Below are 21,296 nucleotides of genomic sequence, written 5' to 3' on the forward strand. Positions count from 1 at the left end.
TTTTATATGAAAAAAGCGTTTCTACTCCTTTCACTATTATTAAATACAATTGTTTGTTTAGGGCAAAGTTTTGCAATTATAAATGATAAAGATGGCTTTGTAAATATCCGCAAACAGCCATCATTAGAAGCTAAAATAATAGCAAGGATTAATGATGATGAAATATTTTGGATTGAAGAATTAAAACAGGATTGGTATGGGGTTTATTTTAGTAAAGGCGACGAATCGGATGTAACAGCAAAACGAGGCTACATACATAAAAGTAGAGTAAAGTTGATTAGTAACCTTGCTAAATTAGGCATAAGATCAGTTAAACCCAATGCTCGTATAATTGGCAATGATAGTATTGCGGTTTCAGTTCACAGCTCGAAATTTAATATGAAGAAACACAAAGCAGAATATATTAACGACGCTTTGGTAACGATTGATAATAAACATTTTTGGGGAACTGACGGCAATGCCCCTAAACGGCATATCCTGTCGTTGGAAGTATTTATCAATCATTTAAACATAGCCATCCCCAAAAGTGCCTATAATGATTTATACGAACCAACATTGAGAAGTCTGAATTGTTACGTGCCGAATAAAAGCACCTTATACATCATCATGGAAAATGGCGACGGCGCCGGCGGATACTTCGTGATTTGGATAATCAAAAACAATAAATATCAGCGACGATCAATTCAAGTGGTTTAACCACTTCATCTCATTGTCAATGTTAGCACTCTGTAGATATTAAAATTATTTAGTGTGTATATTTGCTTGTATGAATACAGCCGATCTGTTACAGCGCGCCCTGAAGTTTGATTTTTTGAGTTTGGAGGAAGGCGTCTACTTATACCACCACGCCCCTACTGCCGAGCTGATGCATGTTGCTAACCAACTGCGCAAAATACAGGTGCCTCATGGTAAAGTTACCTGGCAGATTGACCGTAACGTGAATACTACCAACGTTTGTATTGCCAATTGTAAGTTCTGTAATTTTTTCCGTCGCCCCGGGCACGAGGATAGTTACATAACTGATATTGAAACCTACAAACGCAAAATAGAGGAAACATTTAAATACGGTGGCGATCAGTTACTGTTACAGGGCGGTCACCATCCTGATCTTGGCCTTGAATTTTATACAACATTGTTTCGCCAGTTAAAAGAGCTCTACCCTACGCTCAAGTTACACTCACTCGGTCCGCCGGAAATTGCCCACGTTTCAAAACTTGAGGGCATGAGCCATTACGATGTTTTGAAGGCGATGAAGGAAGCAGGTTTAGACTCATTACCCGGCGCAGGTGCCGAAATATTGAATGACCGCGTACGCCGCCTGATTTCTAAAGGCAAATGCGGCGGTAAAGAGTGGCTGGATGTAATGCGCGCAGCGCATAAGTTAAATTTGCCAACTTCAGCCACCATGATGTTTGGCCATGTGGAAACTATTGAGGAGCGTTTTGAGCACTTGGTATGGATACGCGAGGTACAGTCTGAAAAACCGGAAGGCCATTACGGCTTCACGGCCTTTATACCATGGCCTTTTCAGGATGATGGTACCTTACTGCGCAAAGTGCGCGGCATAACCAACAATGTTAGCGGCGACGAATACATCCGCATGATTGCCTTAAGCCGTATAATGCTTCCTAATGTTAAGAATATCCAGGCATCGTGGTTAACGGTGGGTAAACAGGTTGCACAACTATGCCTGCATGCAGGCGCTAACGATTTTGGCTCGATCATGATCGAAGAAAACGTTGTATCAGCCGCGGGTGCGCCGCACCGTTTTACTGCGAAAGGTATTCAGCAATCTATTATTGAAGCCGGGTTTGAACCGCAATTGCGTAATCAAAAATACGAGTGGAGAGAAATGCCTGTTCAAATAGAAGAACAGGTAATTGACTACTAACGTCATCACTTAGATAAAAGCAAAACGGGCCTGCATATAGCGGGCCCGTTTTGCTTAATATAGCTTGGTATTAGCTTTTTGGTTTGATAAATGACCCTACTAATAATGCCAACGTAGCATTTTTGGTAAGCGGTTCATCAAACGCGGCAGTAACTGATGCCTTGCTGGTGCTGGTACCTGTTGCTGGTAACTTAGTCAGGTCAACCCCTCCTTGCGATACATTGTCCTCGCCTTCATAGTTGCCGTTTACTGCGGCTATGCCCGTGTCATTACCTGTTGTTGTACTTACAATCCACGGTTTAAGGCCAAGGTTTAATTTTTTGTTTAATACGTAACGCGCAATTGCTGCGTGGCGTGCCTCAACAGCGTGTATAGATACAGCTGCCGTTAAAATATCTGGCACGCTTTGTAAAGCAGTTACTTGTCCCTTGTAAGCACGCACACCGGTATCTTCAAACGCTACAGATACTTTCAGGAAGGTATCGTAATTAGTTAATACATCGGCAAAGGTGCCGTTTGCTGTAAGGTCAAAAGTAAAAGCACTTTTTGGCGTTGCTGATGAACCCAAAGCTTTCTGTAAAAACGTAACGTGATTATTCTCATCACGTGATATTTTATCAAAGTAAGCTGATTTATCGGCCGCGGGAATCAGATTGGCCTGTGCCCTGCCCTGGTTGTAAAACTCTGCCTCGAGGTACTCAAGTGTTAATGCATAATTTAACACCTCAACAACTGATGTAGGCAAGGTTTGGCCATACGCTTTTTTAAGCAAAGTGCTGAAAGCAAACGGAAGGGCAGCAACAGCCACCTTTGAACCGAAGCTCGCCATATTTTTGATTACGTTACGGCGCGGATTGATACGATCGCCCAGCTCTGGGTCAATCTTTTCTATATCTTCAATAATGTTAAATAAGTTCATGGTAGCTGTTGTTAAAAGTTAAAGCTTTTTGCACTGATCTTTGTCTTCAGGTAAAGGTTAGCCGCGGCAACTACTTTTGTTGGGCCTAAGGTTATGTTTAAACCTGTTGAGCCATCAACCTGGTCGGTATCAACAAAACTGCCCTGTGAACGGATGTTGCTAATAACAGCCGCATGACGCGCCTCGACAGAAACAATTTTACCTGCTATAACCAGGTAATCCGGATTTTGAATCTTAGCTGCAACACCGTCATACGCTGCTACACCTAAATCTTCGAAAGTTTTTGCTGCATTTAATACGCTGGTACGGCTACTAAAATCAATTTTGCTAAAATCAGGAGTAAGGCCTTTTATAGCGCCTGAACCAAGTGCTGCTTTAAAAAATTCGCGGTGAGATACTTCATGGTCGCGAATGTCGGTAAACAACGCTCTTTCGTCTGATGTGAAATCTGCCGCGAAAGAGTTTACTACCTGGATGTAAAAGGCAGCTTCAAGCTGTTCAAGTGCATAAGCATAATTCAATATACCGGTATCACCCGATCCTACGTCAACTGTGCCGCTTCCGCCACCGCTGCCGTCTTCCTCGTAGGCACTGTTGTCTTTAGAGCAACTCTGCATCGCCATAATTCCGGCAACAGCAGTACTTGCCCCGGCATAACGCAAAAAGGCCCGCCTTGCCATATTTGCATTATAAGGATTTTGTGTTTCTGTTTTCATAATACTGATTGTAAAATATTTGGTTTATAATTGTACATACCTGTTTTTGATGTTAACGGTTTTGCTTGCCGCTAAATATAATCACAACTGAAAGGAGTATCATCAAGTTTTTAGGATGGATAAAACTGAACTTTATATAGAAGCGTTGATATTTTCATCAGAACAAAGCCTGCGGTTTGAGGAGATAATTTACTGCTTACAAAGTGCTTTTGAACAGGATTTTGATGAAAAAACCGTTTTAAGCCATATTGAGAACATACACAAAAAGTATAGTCAGGATAGCTTTGCTATCGAATTGGTGAAACTTAATAATGGATACCAGTTTTTAACAAAAAAGCAATTCCACGCGGTTGTAGGACTACTGCAGGCACAGCGCGCCAAGAAAAAATTGAGCCAGGCAGCCATGGAAACACTTGCCATTATTGCCTACAAACAACCTGTTACAAAAACCGAGGTGGAGCAAATACGAGGCGTAAACTGTGACTACTCCATACAAAAGTTACTGGAAAAGGAATTAATCACCATTGCAGGAAAGTCTGAAGCTATAGGTAGGCCAATATTGTATGGCACCAGCCCGCTTTTTATGGATTACTTTGGAATAAACTCGGCCGATGAATTACCTCAGATAAAAGAACTTAGCAGCGAAGCTTCAGCCATAGGAGAGGCTACGGAATAAATTTTCGGTTTTTTTTATAAAAAAATGGATTTTCGTTATTTTTACTGAACGCAATTTAACCCTGATTAAATAGCCGATAGCTAATAACTTATTTGAATTAATATTACCGATTGTTTGTATGGGAACGCCAAAGAAACCAGTGAATAAAAAGCCTGCTGCCTCTAAAAGCACCGGCGCTAAAAAATCAAGCGGACTGGCTGATAGTAACAAGCCGCAGAAAAGGTTTATTGACGATGACGATGATGACGAGTTTGATACGCCGCTGGACGAACTTGATTATGACTCGTTAGGCAACAGCTATGATGACGACGACGACGATTATAAATACTAACATCCCAACAAGCATTCACCTTAACTGAATGCTTTTTTTGTTTGTAAAAACCGTACCTTAGGCACAACGGGTAACCGGTTTAATTTTAATGCCTGCTTAACGCCGGCATCAGGTACTTACTTATGAATATTACATTTTACAGGTTGAATTTGAGGTTGATCATATTATCGGTGCTGTTAATTTTCAGCACTGTGGGCTTTGCACAAAAAATACAATCACCTTTTAAAGTGTTGGCTTTTTACAGTGCTAAAAAGGATGCCGCGCACATCAGCTTTGTAAATGAGGCTAATAAATGGTTTACACAGGTAGCCTCTCAAAACCATTTTACTTACGAAGCCACAAATGACTGGACTAAACTCAACGCTAAAAATCTTGCTAAATACAAGGTAATTTTATTTTTAGACAGCCGCCCCGAAGTTAAAGCGCAACGTGATGCTTTCGAAAATTATATGCGCAACGGCGGCGGTTGGATGGGTTTTCATTTTTCGGCATTCGCGCTCACCCCTTCTGATTATCCGCAAAACTGGGATTGGTATCACAATGAATTTTTAGGTTCGGGCAGTTATATAAGCAATACATGGCGGCCAACATCTGCCAGTATAAAGGTTGAGGACAGAAACCACCCGGTTACCAAAGGGATGCCTGTATTATTCAGGGCAACGCCTAATGAGTGGTATCGCTGGGAAAAAGATCTGCGTCAGAATAAAGATATACGCATACTATGCTCTATAGACAGCTGTAGCTTCCCGCTCGGCACCGGGCCAAAGCCCGAAGAAATATGGCACAGCGGTTATTACCCTGTAGTATGGACCAATACCAAGTACAAAATGCTATACTTTAACATGGGCCATAATGATATGGACTACGAGCATGGCACCAATGAAACGCTATCGCACACCTTTGATGGCGACGTTGAAAACCGTTTGATAGTAAACGGTTTAATGTGGCTTGGCGGCAGGCACCCAATTCAATAAAACAATATCATGCGTCATCCCGTAAATTTGCTGTTTGAGCGAATTTCGCATTATGAAGCATTCTCGCAATTGAACTATCATGCAATAAAATCTTGGGAAACTTTTTGATTAGATTGTTAAATAGTTCAATCAAAATTTTGAAGTAAGAACAAATTATCCCGTAAATGTTTGATGACTTAAGCCCGACGCGCCAAAAATAAATGAATGCGCACAGTGTTTCATGTCATCAAAAAATACAATCTGCGAAAGTTGATCAAGATGCTTTTCTTGGGCGTTTACCGCGACGTTCAGATACTGCATCAATTGAATATCCTGCCGGGCGCACCGGCTTACGCCTTACCTGCGGCTGTTGTTGTGGCTGCTGCCTGTCGGCAAGGCGAACGCTAATAGTACGATCATCAATACTACCGCCATCAAGCGCTTTTATTAATGCGGCTGCACTTAATTCGTCAACCATATTGATAAATCCGTAGCCTTTGCTCTGGCCACTCTCTATATCGGTAATAATTTTTACTGATACTACATGGCCATACTGATGGCATATCTCAGCAAGTTCTGCCTCGTCCATGTCGCGGGGAATACCCACGATAAAAAGTTTCGTCATGTTCACTGTGTTGAATAAAATTTACAACGAAAAGTATGCCATTTAATTTTTTGGCTACGTTTATTATTCAATCAAAGGCGAAAATAAATCAAGCAGTGTAAAATATACACTATTTGCAGTGAATATTATACAACGCTGACATAAGCAAACGGTATTTCGCTGTGTTTAACGCGCTAACAGCCGGCCTATTGGGTAACGTAAATAAGTTTGTTCGAAAAAAGGTGAGTTTTGATAAATAAATTCCAGCTGCGCGGCGGCACTTTGTGCTATTTTAGGTTGAGCTACCTTTGCCGAATCCAGTTTTTTCTGTAAATCAGGATGTGTTTTAAGGTATTGGGCAGCAATGTCCTCAAAAACATAATCAGAGAAGTGTTCTTTTTGCCCCAACATCGAATCAAAAAATCCCCATGCAAAAAATGAATCAACACCTTGTGGTTCCAGCGTTTCAACAATATAACGGTTAACCGGCTGATTGGTATAAACCAGGTAATCGCCTTTATAAAATTTCACTCTGTTGTTATTAATTGTTTTAAGTGAGACATCATAATGCAAATAATGACCCTCATAAGGTTTAGGGCGCGTTTTATAATCGGCTATATAATAGGTTTGCACCGTTAAATTTGTGTCATGCGGCAACTGCTTCATTACAACCTTATTCAACTTAAAAAGATCAATCACTTTACCCCAGGCTTGCGGGATTACATAAGCAACCGGCTTATTTACTATAGTGGTGGCTTTATATGTATTATAGTATTTTATTTGCTTGGCAAAGGGCTTACTCCTGTCATAATACAATCTTGGCAAACCGCTGATATCGCTTGGTTTATGCCCGGCCTCAAAACCTTTAAACGTTATCATTTCAAATTTATCCACGTCGAGCGCCCAATTGAGCGCAAAGCTTTGCTGTTTCACAACGGCTGAATCTGCCTCTCGTTTCAATGCTCCTATCTTGTTAGCGTCACGCTGGCAAATAGTTATCAGGCTCTGCATAAACGTATATGTGGCGTAAACTTTCTTTTCGTAGGATTTAAGCATGTGTGTCTCCGTCATGTAACTGATAACGTTATGCTGCGCGCCGTATCCTGTTGAAAACCGTGGCGTTTCTAAAAAAGCTACAATTCCGGAGTCGGGTGTTTCTTTCATGCTTTCTACATATGGCGTCATCTCGTACCCGCCCGCTGCCATGCGTTTATATAATTCCGGTGACAAAGTCTTAGATGTATAATCTGCCAAAATCGGATTCTGCTTATCCTTTTGGGTTTCAATAAGCGTCATCACATACTGGTAATCAGCACCATTACTTGCGTGATTATCAAGCAGCACTTCCGGTTGCCAGGTATTAAATATTTGCGTGAACGCCAAGGCATTGCGGCTATCGGCCTTAATAAAATCACGGTTTAAGTCGAGGTTACGGTAGTTACCCCTGAAACCATAAGCGACAGGCCCATTTTGACTGATACGAGATACTCCCCTGTTCAGGCTGCCATCGATATTGTACAAAGCAATAAAGCACAAGACAACATCATCCGGCAATTTCTTATTCTTTAGCAGATCGCGGGCGAGCATCATGCTGGCGTCAATACCCTCAGGCTCGCCCGGGTGTATACCGTTGTTGATAAGCAGCACGCGCTTATTTTGCTTTTTTATAACAGCCGGATCAAAAACGCCGCCTTTGGAGAGTACCACCAAGGTTAGCGGTTTACCTACATCAGTACTTCCATAATTAAATAAGCGCATTTGCTGAGGATATTGCTTTGCAAGAACCTGATAATAAGCCATTACTTCAGCATAGGTGGCTGTGTAGTTTTTATTGCTGCTTTTTTCAAACGGTGTAAGCTGAGCAAAAGATGTTAGTGATAATAACAACAACACAATGCTATATAGGGCAGTCAGATATATTTTTGTAAGCGGAAATATCATGACCGTAAAGGTAAGCTGGTATGGGTAATTCTTCCAAACACGTTTGGTAACATACACGTATCATTTGCTCTGATTTAAATTTACCCCGTATGAATTATGCATTTACCCCCGCATTAATTTTAAACCGCTGCGTAAATTTGGTTTAACTAATTATTAAGACCTAACTTTCAGTGCTATGAAACAATCAAATCTTCGCCTTTGTCTGGCGTTAACCGCAATTGTGTTTTTATTTTCGTGTAAGACAGATGTAGCCCAGAAACGGGATCAATCAGGACCTGACGCTAAGGAAAAAGAAAAACGCGCTGCTGATACCTGGCAAACGGTTATCGACGGATCAAGCTTTGCAGATTACACTGCTTTTGAAGCGCAGTGGAACTACCTTTACCCTTGGGGATCGGACCATAACGGCACAGCACGCATGTATGGCAGCCCGACCGATCACAACCACATTTCCTTAGCTAATAGCGAACTCACCTTATTAGCAACGCGCATTAACTGGGATGAAGGCACAAGCACATCTGTACCACATCTGCCCATTCGCTATCATTCAGGTGCGGTACATGCCAAACATCAGGTATTGGTTAACGACCAATATCCGAATTACGAAATTAAGGGTGATTTCCAGGCGCCATCATCGGCCGGTACGTGGCCGGCATTTTGGCTGACTGCCGTAAATTCATGGCCACCGGAGAGCGATATACTGGAATTTAAAGGCAACGCTCAAAATTGGTTCAATACTTTTCGTACTTCGAGTGATGTATCGTCAACCATAGTTAACGTGTCATCACCCGGTAACTGGCATACATACCGCGCCTGGATAACCAAAGTAAACGCCACCGAGGTGGACATACATTATTACCTTGATGGTGTTTGGAAGGCCGTTCACCGTGGCAACTTTGTGGGTAAACCTATGTGGATCATCATCAACCTGCAGATGGAGGGTTCATCCGGCTCAAACGGCCCTACAACTAATACTTATTATAAAGCTAAAAACGTTTACGTTGGCCGTACGGTGGCGGGCTAAAAAATTCAAGAGCCCCTATTAAACAGCAGGGGGCGTTTAAATACGCTCCCCCGCTGATTATGAATTATAATTTACGTAGTGCTCTTCAAAGGTGCCATCATCAAACAAATCTATTAAACCATAACCCGGCGCGGTTTCGCGGCGGTTGCCATTCCACCAGGCACCACTTACGGCGCCGTCGCATATATAAGTTACGTTATTATATTCCAGGCGCTCACGCAGATGAATGTGTCCACTAAGGCATAACTTCACGTTTGGGTGCTGATAAAAGAGCTTAATGATCTTTGATACATCGGTGTGCATATCCCCGCCATACATTTGCCAGCGATTTACAATATCATCTTCAATGAGGTTAGTTGCCGTTAATATGGGGATGTGCGACATGATAAGGACAGGTGTTTTGCTGTCGGTATTTTTGAGTTCCTGCTCCAGCCAGCTAAATTGCACGTCGCCCAATTTACCGATGTACCAGGTGCCATCAATATCCAGGTTCACACTATCCAGCACAATAATTTTCCAGCCGTTTTTTATCATGCTGTAGTATGGCTTACTCAGCTGTAATTGATCCATAGCATATTGCTTGCCGTAAACCGCCTGCCCGTTGTTGTTTTCGGCCCACCATATATCATGGTTACCCAGGCAATAAGTCACCGGCAGGCTGCAATCACTTTTCAGAATATCCTTGTAAAGCTTCCATTGCGCGTTAATGGTGTCCATGTTTTCTTTGTTCATATCAAAAACGATGTCGCCGCCATTAAGAACCATATCCACCCGTGGCGTTTGCTGCTGTACATGATGCAGGCATTTGGCAAACTTTGCGGGTGCACTTAACTCATTCTTTAAATGCACATCAGTTAAGTGCGCAACGCGCAGCACACGCCTACGTGCTTGGGTTGGCGAAGCCGACGTTATGGATGGCGCTACTAATGCAGCGCCGAGGGTTTTTAATACGGATCTTCTTTGCATGATAGATATGAGTATAGCTGCACGGCAAAGCTATAATCGTATGAGCTGTTTGCGAGATAATGCATGTTATGAAATAGTTAAATACGCTAATTGCGCGGTATTACTGCAAGTAAACCGTCTGCGTAAAAGCACCGTTCACGGCAGCGTCCCAAACCTCAAGCCTCATCCACTTGCGGCCTTTCAAGTCAACCGGCCAGCTGAATTTTTTATTGCCGAAAGCCTGTGTGCTGTTCAACTCTATACGATGACGATAAACCTTGCTGCCATCGCCCGAAATTATCTCCGCAAAGCTAAGCGGGAAGGTCCAGTTTATTTGCGCGTCCACAGTTACCTTGCCGTTTGCGGGCAGCTTTAACGTTCCGCCGGATGGAGTGCCGTTTACACTGAATTGAGGCAGCATGATCTCCCCCGTAGAAGTAAAGAATTCACCCTGCTTTATGGTATTTAAAACCGGTTGCCAGCCATTTTTATAGTCAGGTAGTTTATCCATCTTCAGGTAATTCACATTAAGGTGGGCATACATTTCATTCTCAGGTTCAACCGTAAATAAATCAGCTTCGGCTATAATGTGTTTTTTTAGTCCCCAGTTATTCATGTCATCCAGTAACTCGAATACGCGGTCGCCGAAGCGGGGTTTTGAGAGATCAGCCGGAATATGCTTCCAAGCCCCGCCCATAAAATGGTCAGACAAAAAGAACTTTTCGTTCTTATACTTATCCGGGTATCCGGTTGAACCTTTGGTACGCGGGTGAGCCGTCCACATCAGGCCATTTTCAGCTTCCATCAGCTTGAGCATGTCTTCTTTATCGCCTATATGGTAAACCTTGCCGTAGCCCGGCACTTCGCTCACAAAAGGCTGATCCGGGTTGCGCGACATTATCCAGTAAACCGGTTTGGGGAAGAACGACAGCCAGTGCCCGCCTAAAAATTCGTTAGGCTCTTCGCCCGGCAGTAATAAAAATTTATTGTTGGAGAAACGGGCACAAATATCATGCAGTGCCTTTAACTCAGGCAAACGAAGACTATCGGGCCCTTTTGGATGTGCCGTGTAATGAAATTCGGCCAGGTGAATAATATCTATACCGGTATTTTTAAACACCTTAACAAAGTTCGGGCTATCAGGCACCGGCTTGCCCTTCCGCACCACATTCATGATAAATTCATTATGAAAATGGCTCGACAAGGTCTTATATCCTGCCACTTTGGGATAAACATCGTTGTGCGTAAACTTCTTAACTTCAGCAAGCGTAGCAGCAGGTGAGCCTGCACTCAGCAGAATAAAAAAGTTTAACCGCTGCTGTGTGTTGGGCGGAGCGTTAAACCAGGGCACAAAACGCTTATCGCCCTCTAACTCCTGCCGTATTCCTATACCGTAGCCGGGCAATAGGCTACGATAGTTACTACCGTGCCACACAAATTTCAAGTTAAAAGCTTCATCCAACGGGTAAAAATATTGGTGCGGTGCCGGAAAAACGGCCATATTACCGGCCTTGCCTTCAGCTATAATGGTGCGGTATTTTACGGCGAGGTTACGGCTTGCATCACCTGCATTAACAGCGGTAGTTTGTAGCTTATTTTCGGTTGATGACCACGCAACATTTTTCCAAGCAGGTGATTGGCTTACCAACCCGGCATCATATACAATAGCGGTTGAGTCGGCAGCAGTTGACATAACGGCCGCTATATTTACCAGCGGCGAGCCATTATACAGCGTAATTTCAATTGCTCCGTTGAAGGATGCGGCACTTACCCTACCAAGCCTCACCACGGTTCTTGATCCGGTGGTGCTTACACTGGCACCGCCCTTTTCAAATTTAACCGCGTATGATTGATGCGGCTTTTGTGGTACCTTATCAAAAAATATGTTCCAGCCATTTTGCGATATCAGGTCGCGTTTACCAACGGTCAGAACAAATGCCGGATCAAGATTACTGCTCACCTCTTTGTAAGTATTACCCTGTGCAACCTGCATACTTTTAAATAAAGGGGAACCCACTTTCAGATCAAGTAGCAGTACCCCTTTTTGATTATTGCCGGCAGGCCAGTTAAGCGTTAATACATCATTTTTAACGGTAGCCTTAACCGGTCCGGTTTTACTAAATTCTTTAAAGTTTACAGGGTTTTGGGCATTAAGCAGCGCAGGGCATAGCCACAACACAAGTAGTAGTGCTTTTCGCATAGTTATTCAATTGGTTGGGGGCAAGATATAATTTTCTGCGCAAACCCAAGCCAATTGAACTAAGCTAACAAAAATGTTATAAAGCGTTATCGGGCTGAAAATCCAGGGAAATCGAGTTCATACAATAGCGTTTGTGTGTCGGCGGTGGGCCATCATCAAAAATATGCCCCAGGTGCGAATCGCAACGGGCGCATTTAACTTCAATACGCTCCATACCTATGGAATTGTCCTCAACATAGGTTACGCTGTTCTTCCTAACCGGTTCAAAAAAACTGGGCCAGCCACATTCGCTGGCAAATTTAGCGTCGGACCGGAAAAGCTTGTTGCCGCACACCGCGCAGTAGTAGGTTCCCTTTGCTGTGGCATTCCAATATTTACCGGTGAATGCGCGTTCCGTTGCCGCTTCGCGCGCCACCTTATACAACTCGGTTGGTAAAATTTTCTTCCATTGGGCATTACTTACCTTTAGCTTTTTAGTATCTGTATTTGAGTAATACGGGTTGTTTTCATGTCCCTTTTCACTTTTTATGTTTTGGGCGGATGCACCAACGCCCAGGGTAAGCAGGAATAAAATGATGGTTAATTTCATAAAATAGTTTCGTGTTTGATTAAACGCACAAGTAGAACACTTTGTAATTGTATAAACGATAAGCTTTAGTAAACAGATGTCGCCAAATATGCATTTGATATTTGAATGACAATACATTAATCCTATCCGCCAAGATGGCGCTAATAACTGACATAAAGGATGTGGCACGACTGTTGAATTACACCTCGTACTAAATGAAAGATATATGAGCATTGAAAAAGCTATTTTAGCCGGAGGCTGCTTTTGGGGTGTTGAAGAACTGATAAGGCAATTACCCGGCGTTAAAAGTACCATAGTTGGTTACACCGGCGGCGACGTACCGAACGCCACTTATCGTAATCATGGTACGCATGCGGAAGGTATCGCCATAACCTTTGATCCGGAAATATTATCATACCGTAAATTGCTGGAATACTTTTTCCAGATCCACGATCCTACTACACGTAACCGCCAGGGCAATGATATTGGCACCTCATACCGTTCAGCCATTTTTTACCTCGATGAAACGCAAAAAGAAACAGCATTGAAGCTGATCGAGGAGATGGAAGCGTCAGGTAAATGGCCGGGCAAAATAATAACCGAAATTGTGCCTGCCGGCGATTTTTGGGATGCTGAAGAAGAGCATCAGGATTACCTGCAAAAGCATCCGTTTGGTTACACCTGCCACTTTGAGCGACCAGACTGGACGTTGTAAATATCAAATAATATTTAAACGGAAAGCTAATAACTGCTTTCCGTTTCGTTTTTCAGCGTCATAATTATGCGAAACTTTTAATATCAAAAGGATTTACTTAACTTAACACAACAATAATCTTTTAGGTACTTTTTACCAGTATTGGTGATGCATATTGGGTTTGTCAGAATTCGATTATTTCTTATTCAAGCAAACTTAAATCAAAGGATACCGTAAAACAATCGATTTCGGAATATGCTTAACAAGCATTCATTGGTTTATTAACATACAATCTATTTCACACTTAATCTCACAATTTATTATGAAAATCACCACAACTGACGGAACTGAAATTTATTACAAAGACTGGGGCACTGGTCAACCTATCGTATTTCACCACGGTTGGCCATTGTCAAGCGACGACTGGGACCTGCAAATGATGTTTTTTGTGCAAAAAGGCTATCGCGTCATCGCGCATGACCGTCGCGGACATGGCCGTTCAACGCAAACGTCCGAAGGTAACAATATGGACACCTATGTTGAAGATGTTAAACAGCTGATGGATGCGCTTGATATTAAAAATGCCGTCCACATCGGGCACTCAACAGGGGGCGGCGAAGTAATTAGGTATGTAGCGAAATACGGAGGTAACGGCCGTGTTGCTAAGGCTGTGCTTATCAGCGCTGTAACACCTATCATGGTTAAAAATGAGAACAATCCGAATGGTGTTCCGCTGGAAGTGTTTGACGAAATACGCCATTTTACTGCAACCAACCGTACCCAGTATTTCCAGGATTTTACAACGCCGTTCTTCGGCTATAACCGCGAAGGCGCAAAAGTTTCGCAAGGCGTAAAGGATAACTGGTGGCGCCAGGGCATGATGGGTGGCATTAAAGCGCATTATGATTGCGTTGCGGCATTCTCTGAAACCGACTTTACAAACGACCTGAAGAATGCCGAAGTACCTGTGTTAGTATTGCATGGCGAGGACGACCAGATTGTACCTTTTGAAACAACCGGCAAAGTGGCCGTAACGCTACTAAAAAATGGTAAATTGATTTCATACCCAAGCTTTCCGCATGGCATGCCAACAACCGAGGCACCTACCATAAACGCAGATATTTTGGCCTTTATACAGGAATAATCCCTTTGACTCGAGGTTAGCGTAAAAAGGACGGCTTTATGAGCCGTCCTTTTTCATTTTAGGTGGTCGCCAATTAATACGGCTTCAATAAATAAACTTAAAGCGTATTTTTGATTGATCGTTTCGGCGTGTTTGTTATTCTAAAGCTATTACAATATTTCATGCATAATACCTTACTACAATACCTGCTTTTATTATCTGCTTCCTTCCTGCTTATTTTGTTGGCGCGGCGTTTAAAAATCGCCTATCCTATATTCCTTGTGCTGGCGGGGCTTGGCATAAGTAACATACCGGGCATGCCCGAAATCAATATAGAGCCTGATTTGATATTCCTGATATTTTTACCACCGCTACTTTATGAGGCTGCCTGGTGGACATCATGGAATGAATTCTGGAAATGGAAACGGCCGATATCACTGCTTGCTTTCGGTTTGGTCTTCCTGACGTCGACCGTCGTTGCTTATACGGCATCAGCTGTTATACCAGGCTTTACGCTGGCTACAGGATTCTTACTTGGCGGTATCATATCACCCCCTGATGCTATCGCCGCTACCTCTGTTTTAAAGACCGTCCGGGTGCCAAAACGCATCATCACTATTTTGGAGGGCGAAAGTTTGGTTAACGATGCATCGAGCTTAACAGTATTTCGTTTTGCGTTAGCCACCATAATGGCAGGTACGTTTTCTCTTAGCGATGCTTCGGTAAGTTTTATTAACGTAACGATAATGGGTATAATCATCGGGTTAGCGGTAGCGCATGTTGCCTACCTTATACATCGGTTTTTACCAACCACCGCCAGTATTGATTCGGCATTTACACTGATAACGCCTTATTTAATGTACCTCGCGGCTGAGCATTTTCATTACTCGGGCGTTATGGCCGTTGTAAGCGGCGGGTTGTTTTTATCATACCGATCGCACGAAGTGTTTACCGACGGACAAAGCCACCTGCAAACCATTAATGTATGGTCAACTATATCGATCATCCTCAATGGGTTAGTGTTTATTATGATCGGCTTAGGTTTGCCGGGTATCGTAGCCGGTTTAGAGGGTTATTCGCTCATGCAGGCTTGTACCTATGGTTTACTGATTAGCGCCCTGGTAATTATAATCCGTATGGCATGGATTTACCCGGCGGCGTTTGTCCCCCGCTGGCTGTTTAAAAGCATCCGGGATAATGAGCCCAACCCGGGTTGGAAAGGGCCGTTTGTAATTGGCTGGGCCGGTATGCGCGGCGTGGTTTCATTGGCTGCGGCGCTGTCATTACCCCTTGCCATGGAAAACGGGCAGCCATTGCCGGAGCGTAACCTGATCATTTTCATCACCTTTGTAGTGATATTAGTAACACTTGTTTTTCAGGGACTTACCCTACCCTTTATAATTAAAGCTCTGAAAGTTGAAGACCTGGACGTTGCTACGCCGCTTGAGCAACAAGAGGCCGAAATAAGGATCAGGTTAACAGAAGTAGCATTGAACCGCTTAAGAGAAAAACACAAAGACGACCTGGAGGGCAACAGCTTATTGATAGCTGTGCAAGCGGAGTATGAACACAACCTTATGCATACGCAGGAAAAATTGGTGTGTATGGAATGCGCCGAAAATGGCCAGCGTGAACTGGCTGTATACAGGCGGGTAATAAAAGACATTTACAAAGCGCAACGCAGAGAACTTTACCACCTGCGTAAAAGAAAGCTATACTCTGACGAAGCCATCCGAAAGGAAGAGATGCAGGTAGACTTATCTGAAGTTCGTGTTACTACGCTGCAGTAGCAAATAATCTTAACAAAAAAGCCTCTTAGTTTCCTAAGAGGCTTTAAGGGTAAGTAATCGGGCTCGAACCGACGACCCCCAGAACCACAATCTGGTGCTCTAACCAACTGAGCTATACCTACCGTGTTTTTGTTTGGTGTGCAAAAATAGAAATCTCCGCATTAATTACAAAGATTTTTTAATTTTTACTGATACATTTGCCGCATGGTTATTGAATTGTTTACGGATGGCGCATCGAGCGGCAACCCGGGGCCGGGCGGATACGGTACTATACTGCGTGCTGGTCAGCACTATAAGGAACTTTCAGAAGGGTTCCGCAAAACTACCAATAACCGCATGGAACTGCTTGCCGTTATCAAAGGATTAGAGGCACTGAAAAACCCCAACCAGGAAGTTATCCTCTACTCCGACTCAAAATACGTGATAGATGCCATAGAAAAACGCTGGGTTTACGGCTGGCTGCAAAAGGGCTTTAAGGATAAAAAGAACAAAGACCTTTGGCTGCGCTACCTGGAAGTAAGCAAACCACATAAAATTAAACTGGTATGGGTTAAAGGCCATGCCGGCCACCCGGAGAATGAGCGTTGCGATCAACTGGCTGTTGCGGCATCTAAGCAACCTAACTTAAAAATTGATACCGTATTTGAGGCGGAGAACGCGAAGGTAAATTTGTTATAGAAAATTATAATGCTCCCATAATGCAACCTAAAATTATGATACCGTTAAATATGAGGCCTATAATGTGAGTATTGATTACATCCTTATTTTTCTTAAAAAATATCCGGTCAATTGCTAATAAAACTAACCCCACAATAACAGTAAGTAATGATACAGCAAATGGAACCGGAGGTGTATGTGTATCTGTAAACCCAAGTTTCATTCCCAACACCAAACTCAACACGGTAGTTATCACATAGAATATAATATAAATTTTTATCCTCATACCTATCTGCCGTTTAACTCAATTATCTGCATATCCTGAATTTTAGGGCCATCTATATTAAAACGCATTAGTGTACGTACTTTGTGCCAGCCTTGCTTGCCAGCGGCTCCGGGATTGAGGTGCAGGCATTTTATACGCTCATCAAACATAACTTTTAATATGTGAGAATGCCCGCAAATGAACAACTGCGGCGGATTGGTATATATTTCGCCCCTTACCTGCAGACTATATTTACCCGGATAGCCGCCAATATGCGTAATCCAAATATCAACATCCTCGCATTTAAAACGCAGATTTTCGGGGTAAACACGTCTGATGTCGCCACCATCAATATTCCCGTACACGGCTTTAAAGGGTTTAAAAGCGGCGAGCTTATCGGCCAGTTCAAGGTTACCGATATCGCCTGCGTGCCATATCTCATCGCATTGTTCAAAATGCTTAAATACGGCATCATCCAAATAACTATGCGTGTCTGATATAAGGCCAATTCTTGTCATGCCTCAAAACAAAGCAAATTAAAATACAATAAAAAACTCTTTTAGGGTATCGATATACTGCCTGCTGTAAACCTTTGGCGCATCGTAAATTAAAAATTGCTCGCTCGTTGGCTCTGTATCGGCTATGCCTATCGCTATAATATACCGGTGAGGTTCACTATCAGCGTATGATCGTATAATTATTGTTTTTTGCAGATGCAGATGATGGCCAATAAGCAAAGTTTCAACAAACGCTGCCGTATTAACCGGCAACACCAGCCAGCAGGTTCCGGTTTCGGTAAGATGATTGGATATGCCTCTAATCAAGTCCTCGAAAAAATTTCGGTCTGCATGTTTGGCCTGGTTAATTTTTGCCGTGGGCGATGTTAAGGCATCAATATAAAAAGGAGGGTTAGTTATAATGATATCGTAACGCTTTTCGGGATTTTCAGCGAAAAATGTATTGAAATCCTGATGATGTACACTAAGGCGATCTCTGTAGGGCGAACCTTCAAAATTATTTAACCCGGTTTTGGCGGCATCATCATCTATTTCCACCGCGTCTATCTGTGCCAATGCAAAACGTTGCGCCAGCATTAGCGCGATTACGCCGGTGCCGGTGCCTATATCAAGTATGCTTTGAGACTGTCCCTCCCCTGCAAGTGCGCCTAACAGCACACCGTCGGTATTGATCTTCATGGCACATCCCGATTGATCAACGCCGAACTGCTTAAAGCGAAATACACCCGCCATTACTTTTCGTAAAATTCGATGGGCAACCCATCAGGATCAGCAAGAAAGGTAAAACGCTTGCCTGTAAATTCATCCGTGCGGATAGGCTCTGTGGCGACACCATGCGCGTTTACATGTTCAATAGCCGCCTCAACATCATCTACCCCAAAAGCCAGGTGACGTAAACCGGCTGCTTCAGGGCGTGATGGCCTTGCCGGTGGGTCAGGAAATGAGAAAAGTTCAATCTGGTACAGTCCTGAAACTTCCAGATCGAGCTTGTACGATCGCCTTTCTTCACGGTAAACCTCGCGCACTACGGTTAAACCCATCACATCGGCATAAAACTGTTTTGACCGTTGATAGTCGCTACAGATGATCGCAATATGATGTACACCATTAAGTTTTAGCATATTTTCAAGTTAAAAATCCCGCCCTGTGTACAGAGCGGGATCTATCAAATTCCTATATAAATTTCGAATTTGAAACTTCGAAATCCGAATTAAAAATTATTCGCCTAAAGCAACATGCAGCACATTGTCAAATAATAGCTTCACGTCAGTTACGTGGCCGAATAGTTGTTCATCTACATTAAAGAAACCGTTGGTTACTGTACCCAGCAAGGTAAAGTCGGTTTCGCTAGTGGCCATCAGTTCAACAAATTTGTCTTGATCTGCAGGAGCTACGCTCACCACTATCCTGCCCTGTGCTTCACCAAACAGGAAGGCATCCTTGCGGATGGCGGCATCAGTACTGATATCAAAACCTAAACCGTTTGGCATAGCCGCTTCAGCAAGCGTTACATATAAACCTCCATCGGCAACGTCATGCGCTGATTGTACCAGCTTGTGTTTGATCAGCTCTTTGATTACCTGATGTGTAGCATACTCCTTGTCCAAATCAAAATGTGGAGCCGGAGATGCCGATACCTTGTGCCATGAGGCCAGGTATTGTGATGAAGCGATATCGTTAACCGATTCGCCTATCAGGTATATAAAGTCGCCCGGCTGTTTAAAGTCAAGCGTCATAATGTTATCAATATTATCCATTACACCCAGCATACCAATGGTCGGCGTTGGGAATACCGGCCCTTCATCAGATGATTGGTTGTAAAAGCTTACGTTACCACCGGTAACCGGGGTTTCAAACTTGGTACAAGCTTCGCCCATACCTTTAATGGCGCTCACAAACTGCCAATATACTTCAGGAATGTAAGGATTACCAAAATTTAAACAGTTAGTAATAGCTACCGGCTCACCGCCGGCGCAGGTAATATTACGCGCGGCCTCAGCAACAGCAATAGCGCAGCCTTTTTGGGGATCGGCATATACGTAGCGTGAGTTACAGTCAACCGTTAAAACAATTGCCTTTTCAGTATCGCGTACGGCAACAACAGCCGCGTCGCTGGGGCGGTTGGTGGTCATGGTTGATACACCTACCATGGAATCATACTGATCAGTTACCCAACGTTTAGAAGCGATGTTAGGATGACCAAGCAAGTGCTCGGCTACAGCAACCAGATCTTCCGGCTCGGCAACGTCTTCTATTTTAAATTTTTGATTTTCGGCATAGTAAGCAGGCTCACGGTATTCGCGCTCGTAAACCGGCGCGCCGCCACCCAATACCAGGTCATCGGCGGGTACATCAGCCACCAGTTCGCCGTTCATAAAATATTCCAGGCGTTTGGTATCGGTAACCTCACCAATAATGGCGCAGTTTAAATCCCACTTATCAAAAACGGCTTCAACTTCTTTTTCGCGGCCCTTGTGCACCACGATCAGCATACGCTCCTGCGATTCTGAAAGCAATATCTCAAAAGGCTTCATATTTTCCTGACGGGTTGGCACCGCATCAAGATTAATACGCATACCGTGTTCGCCCTTAGCCGACATTTCGGAATTTGAGCATATGATGCCAGCGGCACCCATATCCTGCATACCTACCACGGCGCCGGTTTTGATCACCTCAAGCGTAGCTTCCAACAGCAGTTTTTCCTGGAACGGGTCACCTACCTGTACGGCTGGCAGATCGTTAACAGAATCTTCAGTAATATCTTTTGACGCGAAAGCCGCGCCGTGTATGCCATCTTTACCGGTGGCCGAACCAACAATGTAAACCGGGTTGCCCACACCATAAGATGTAGCCGAAACAGTTTCGCCAGCCTTAACTATACCCGCCGACATGGCGTTTACCAGCGGATTGATGTTATAGCATTCGTCAAAAAACAGCTCGCCGCCTACGGTTGGAATACCAAAGGCATTACCATAATGACTGATGCCTTTAACCACACCTTTAATTAACCATTTGGTTTTATCCAAATTAATATCGCCAAAACGCAGGGAGTTAAGCTGCGCGATAGGCCTTGCACCCATGGTAAAAATATCGCGGTTTATACCGCCCACACCGGTTGCCGCGCCCTGGTAAGGCTCAAGTGCCGATGGGTGGTTGTGTGATTCTATTTTAAAGGCGCAACCTATACCATCGCCCAGATCAACCAAACCGGCATTTTCTTCACCGGCTTTGGCCAACATGCGCGGTCCATCCTTTGGTAAGGTTTTTAACCATGTGATTGAGTTTTTGTATGAGCAATGCTCGCTCCACATTACCGAGAAGATAGACAATTCGGTAAAGTTAGGTACACGGCCTAATATCTCTTTTATACGATCAAACTCTGCGGGTAACAGGCCAAGGTCTTTGGCGGTATCAACGGTAGTTAGCTCCTGATTCTCCAATGCTTTATATTTATTTTAAAGGATGCGGCAAAATTAGGAAA

General features: G+C 43.5%; 21 protein-coding genes and 1 tRNA gene. 10 read left to right on the plus strand and 12 right to left on the minus strand.

Annotated elements, in window-relative coordinates; all coding sequences use genetic code 11:
- Positions 1 to 6: 6 nt before the first annotated feature.
- Both LT679_RS15535 and mqnC read left to right on the plus strand, forming a co-directional pair.
- Positions 7 to 696: an SH3 domain-containing protein gene (locus LT679_RS15535; RefSeq protein WP_232178544.1), complete on the plus strand. Its 690-nt coding sequence runs from the start codon at positions 7 to 9 to the stop codon at positions 694 to 696.
- A 70-nt stretch (positions 697 to 766) separates the two neighbouring features.
- Entirely contained in the window at positions 767 to 1,891 is a 1,125-nt protein-coding gene (gene mqnC, locus LT679_RS15540) for a cyclic dehypoxanthinyl futalosine synthase (RefSeq protein WP_232178545.1), read from the plus strand.
- Positions 1,892 to 1,961: 70 nt separating this feature from the next.
- Here mqnC and LT679_RS15545 read toward each other — a convergent pair whose 3' ends face one another.
- Both LT679_RS15545 and LT679_RS15550 read right to left on the minus strand, forming a co-directional pair.
- Positions 1,962 to 2,810 (minus strand): ferritin-like domain-containing protein, encoded by an 849-nt coding sequence (locus tag LT679_RS15545; protein ID WP_232178547.1) that lies wholly within the window; start codon positions 2,808 to 2,810, stop codon positions 1,962 to 1,964.
- A gap of 11 nt (positions 2,811 to 2,821) precedes the next feature.
- The gene (locus tag LT679_RS15550) at positions 2,822 to 3,526 is read right to left on the minus strand and encodes a ferritin-like domain-containing protein (protein WP_232178549.1); all 705 of its coding nucleotides are present in this window, start codon (positions 3,524 to 3,526) and stop codon (positions 2,822 to 2,824) included.
- Between the two features lie 115 nt (positions 3,527 to 3,641).
- Between LT679_RS15550 and scpB the strand changes: the two genes are divergently transcribed.
- The 3 genes from scpB (at position 3,642) to LT679_RS15565 (ending at position 5,507) form a co-directional block, all read left to right on the plus strand.
- A complete protein-coding gene (gene scpB / locus LT679_RS15555) occupies positions 3,642 to 4,202 on the plus strand; it encodes an SMC-Scp complex subunit ScpB (protein ID WP_232178551.1) in 561 nt (186 codons plus the stop codon).
- A gap of 118 nt (positions 4,203 to 4,320) precedes the next feature.
- The gene (locus LT679_RS15560) at positions 4,321 to 4,533 is read left to right on the plus strand and encodes a hypothetical protein (protein ID WP_232178553.1); all 213 of its coding nucleotides are present in this window, start codon (positions 4,321 to 4,323) and stop codon (positions 4,531 to 4,533) included.
- Between the two features lie 122 nt (positions 4,534 to 4,655).
- Entirely contained in the window at positions 4,656 to 5,507 is an 852-nt protein-coding gene (locus tag LT679_RS15565; RefSeq protein WP_232178555.1) for a ThuA domain-containing protein, read from the plus strand.
- Positions 5,508 to 5,760: 253 nt separating this feature from the next.
- On the opposite strand, the gene LT679_RS15570 is transcribed toward LT679_RS15565, so the two are convergent.
- Positions 5,761 to 6,111 (minus strand): RNA recognition motif domain-containing protein, encoded by a 351-nt coding sequence (locus tag LT679_RS15570; protein ID WP_232178557.1) that lies wholly within the window; start codon positions 6,109 to 6,111, stop codon positions 5,761 to 5,763.
- 165 nt (positions 6,112 to 6,276) lie between these two features.
- Complete coding sequence (locus LT679_RS15575) at positions 6,277 to 8,088, minus strand: M14 family zinc carboxypeptidase (RefSeq protein WP_232178559.1); 1,812 nt, start codon at positions 8,086 to 8,088, stop codon at positions 6,277 to 6,279.
- 118 nt (positions 8,089 to 8,206) lie between these two features.
- Here LT679_RS15575 and LT679_RS15580 point away from each other — a divergent pair, with 118 nt between their 5' ends.
- A complete protein-coding gene (locus tag LT679_RS15580; protein WP_232178560.1) occupies positions 8,207 to 9,055 on the plus strand; it encodes a family 16 glycosylhydrolase in 849 nt (282 codons plus the stop codon).
- 57 nt (positions 9,056 to 9,112) lie between these two features.
- Here the strand turns inward: LT679_RS15580 and LT679_RS15585 are convergent, their stop codons facing one another.
- From LT679_RS15585 to msrB, 3 genes are all read right to left on the minus strand, one after another.
- Positions 9,113 to 10,021 (minus strand): metallophosphoesterase family protein, encoded by a 909-nt coding sequence (locus LT679_RS15585; protein WP_232178562.1) that lies wholly within the window; start codon positions 10,019 to 10,021, stop codon positions 9,113 to 9,115.
- Positions 10,022 to 10,121: 100 nt separating this feature from the next.
- Positions 10,122 to 12,200, minus strand: coding sequence for a CehA/McbA family metallohydrolase domain-containing protein (locus LT679_RS15590; RefSeq protein ID WP_232178564.1), 2,079 nt, complete (start codon positions 12,198 to 12,200; stop codon positions 10,122 to 10,124).
- A gap of 76 nt (positions 12,201 to 12,276) precedes the next feature.
- A complete protein-coding gene (msrB, locus tag LT679_RS15595) occupies positions 12,277 to 12,789 on the minus strand; it encodes a peptide-methionine (R)-S-oxide reductase MsrB (RefSeq protein WP_232178565.1) in 513 nt (170 codons plus the stop codon).
- 205 nt (positions 12,790 to 12,994) lie between these two features.
- Between msrB and msrA the strand changes: the two genes are divergently transcribed.
- The 3 genes from msrA (at position 12,995) to LT679_RS15610 (ending at position 16,375) form a co-directional block, all read left to right on the plus strand.
- Positions 12,995 to 13,483: a peptide-methionine (S)-S-oxide reductase MsrA gene (gene msrA, locus LT679_RS15600; protein ID WP_232178566.1), complete on the plus strand. Its 489-nt coding sequence runs from the start codon at positions 12,995 to 12,997 to the stop codon at positions 13,481 to 13,483.
- 301 nt (positions 13,484 to 13,784) lie between these two features.
- Positions 13,785 to 14,606 (plus strand): alpha/beta fold hydrolase, encoded by an 822-nt coding sequence (locus LT679_RS15605; protein WP_232178567.1) that lies wholly within the window; start codon positions 13,785 to 13,787, stop codon positions 14,604 to 14,606.
- Between the two features lie 161 nt (positions 14,607 to 14,767).
- Positions 14,768 to 16,375, plus strand: coding sequence for a Na+/H+ antiporter (locus LT679_RS15610; protein ID WP_232178569.1), 1,608 nt, complete (start codon positions 14,768 to 14,770; stop codon positions 16,373 to 16,375).
- Between the two features lie 48 nt (positions 16,376 to 16,423).
- Here LT679_RS15610 and LT679_RS15615 read toward each other — a convergent pair.
- A tRNA-His gene (locus tag LT679_RS15615) sits at positions 16,424 to 16,497 on the minus strand.
- A gap of 82 nt (positions 16,498 to 16,579) precedes the next feature.
- Between LT679_RS15615 and rnhA the strand changes: the two genes are divergently transcribed.
- Positions 16,580 to 17,053, plus strand: a complete 474-nt coding sequence (gene rnhA, locus LT679_RS15620) for a ribonuclease HI (RefSeq protein ID WP_232178571.1) — start codon at positions 16,580 to 16,582, stop codon at positions 17,051 to 17,053.
- A 267-nt stretch (positions 17,054 to 17,320) separates the two neighbouring features.
- Here the strand turns inward: rnhA and LT679_RS15625 are convergent, their stop codons facing one another.
- The 4 genes from LT679_RS15625 to purL form a co-directional block, all read right to left on the minus strand.
- Positions 17,321 to 17,815, minus strand: coding sequence for a metallophosphoesterase family protein (locus LT679_RS15625; protein ID WP_232178574.1), 495 nt, complete (start codon positions 17,813 to 17,815; stop codon positions 17,321 to 17,323).
- 18 nt (positions 17,816 to 17,833) lie between these two features.
- Positions 17,834 to 18,547, minus strand: coding sequence for a tRNA1(Val) (adenine(37)-N6)-methyltransferase (locus LT679_RS15630; protein WP_232178576.1), 714 nt, complete (start codon positions 18,545 to 18,547; stop codon positions 17,834 to 17,836).
- The gene (gene gloA2, locus LT679_RS15635; RefSeq protein ID WP_232178579.1) at positions 18,547 to 18,936 is read right to left on the minus strand and encodes an SMU1112c/YaeR family gloxylase I-like metalloprotein; all 390 of its coding nucleotides are present in this window, start codon (positions 18,934 to 18,936) and stop codon (positions 18,547 to 18,549) included. The genes LT679_RS15630 and gloA2 overlap by 1 nt, the downstream gene beginning before the upstream one ends.
- Before the next feature lie 96 nt (positions 18,937 to 19,032).
- Positions 19,033 to 21,255 (minus strand): phosphoribosylformylglycinamidine synthase subunit PurL, encoded by a 2,223-nt coding sequence (purL, locus tag LT679_RS15640; RefSeq protein WP_232178581.1) that lies wholly within the window; start codon positions 21,253 to 21,255, stop codon positions 19,033 to 19,035.
- Between the last annotated feature and the right edge of the window lie 41 nt (positions 21,256 to 21,296).

The organism is Mucilaginibacter roseus (assembly GCF_021215455.1).
GTDB classification, from domain to species: Bacteria; Bacteroidota; Bacteroidia; order Sphingobacteriales; family Sphingobacteriaceae; genus Mucilaginibacter; species Mucilaginibacter roseus.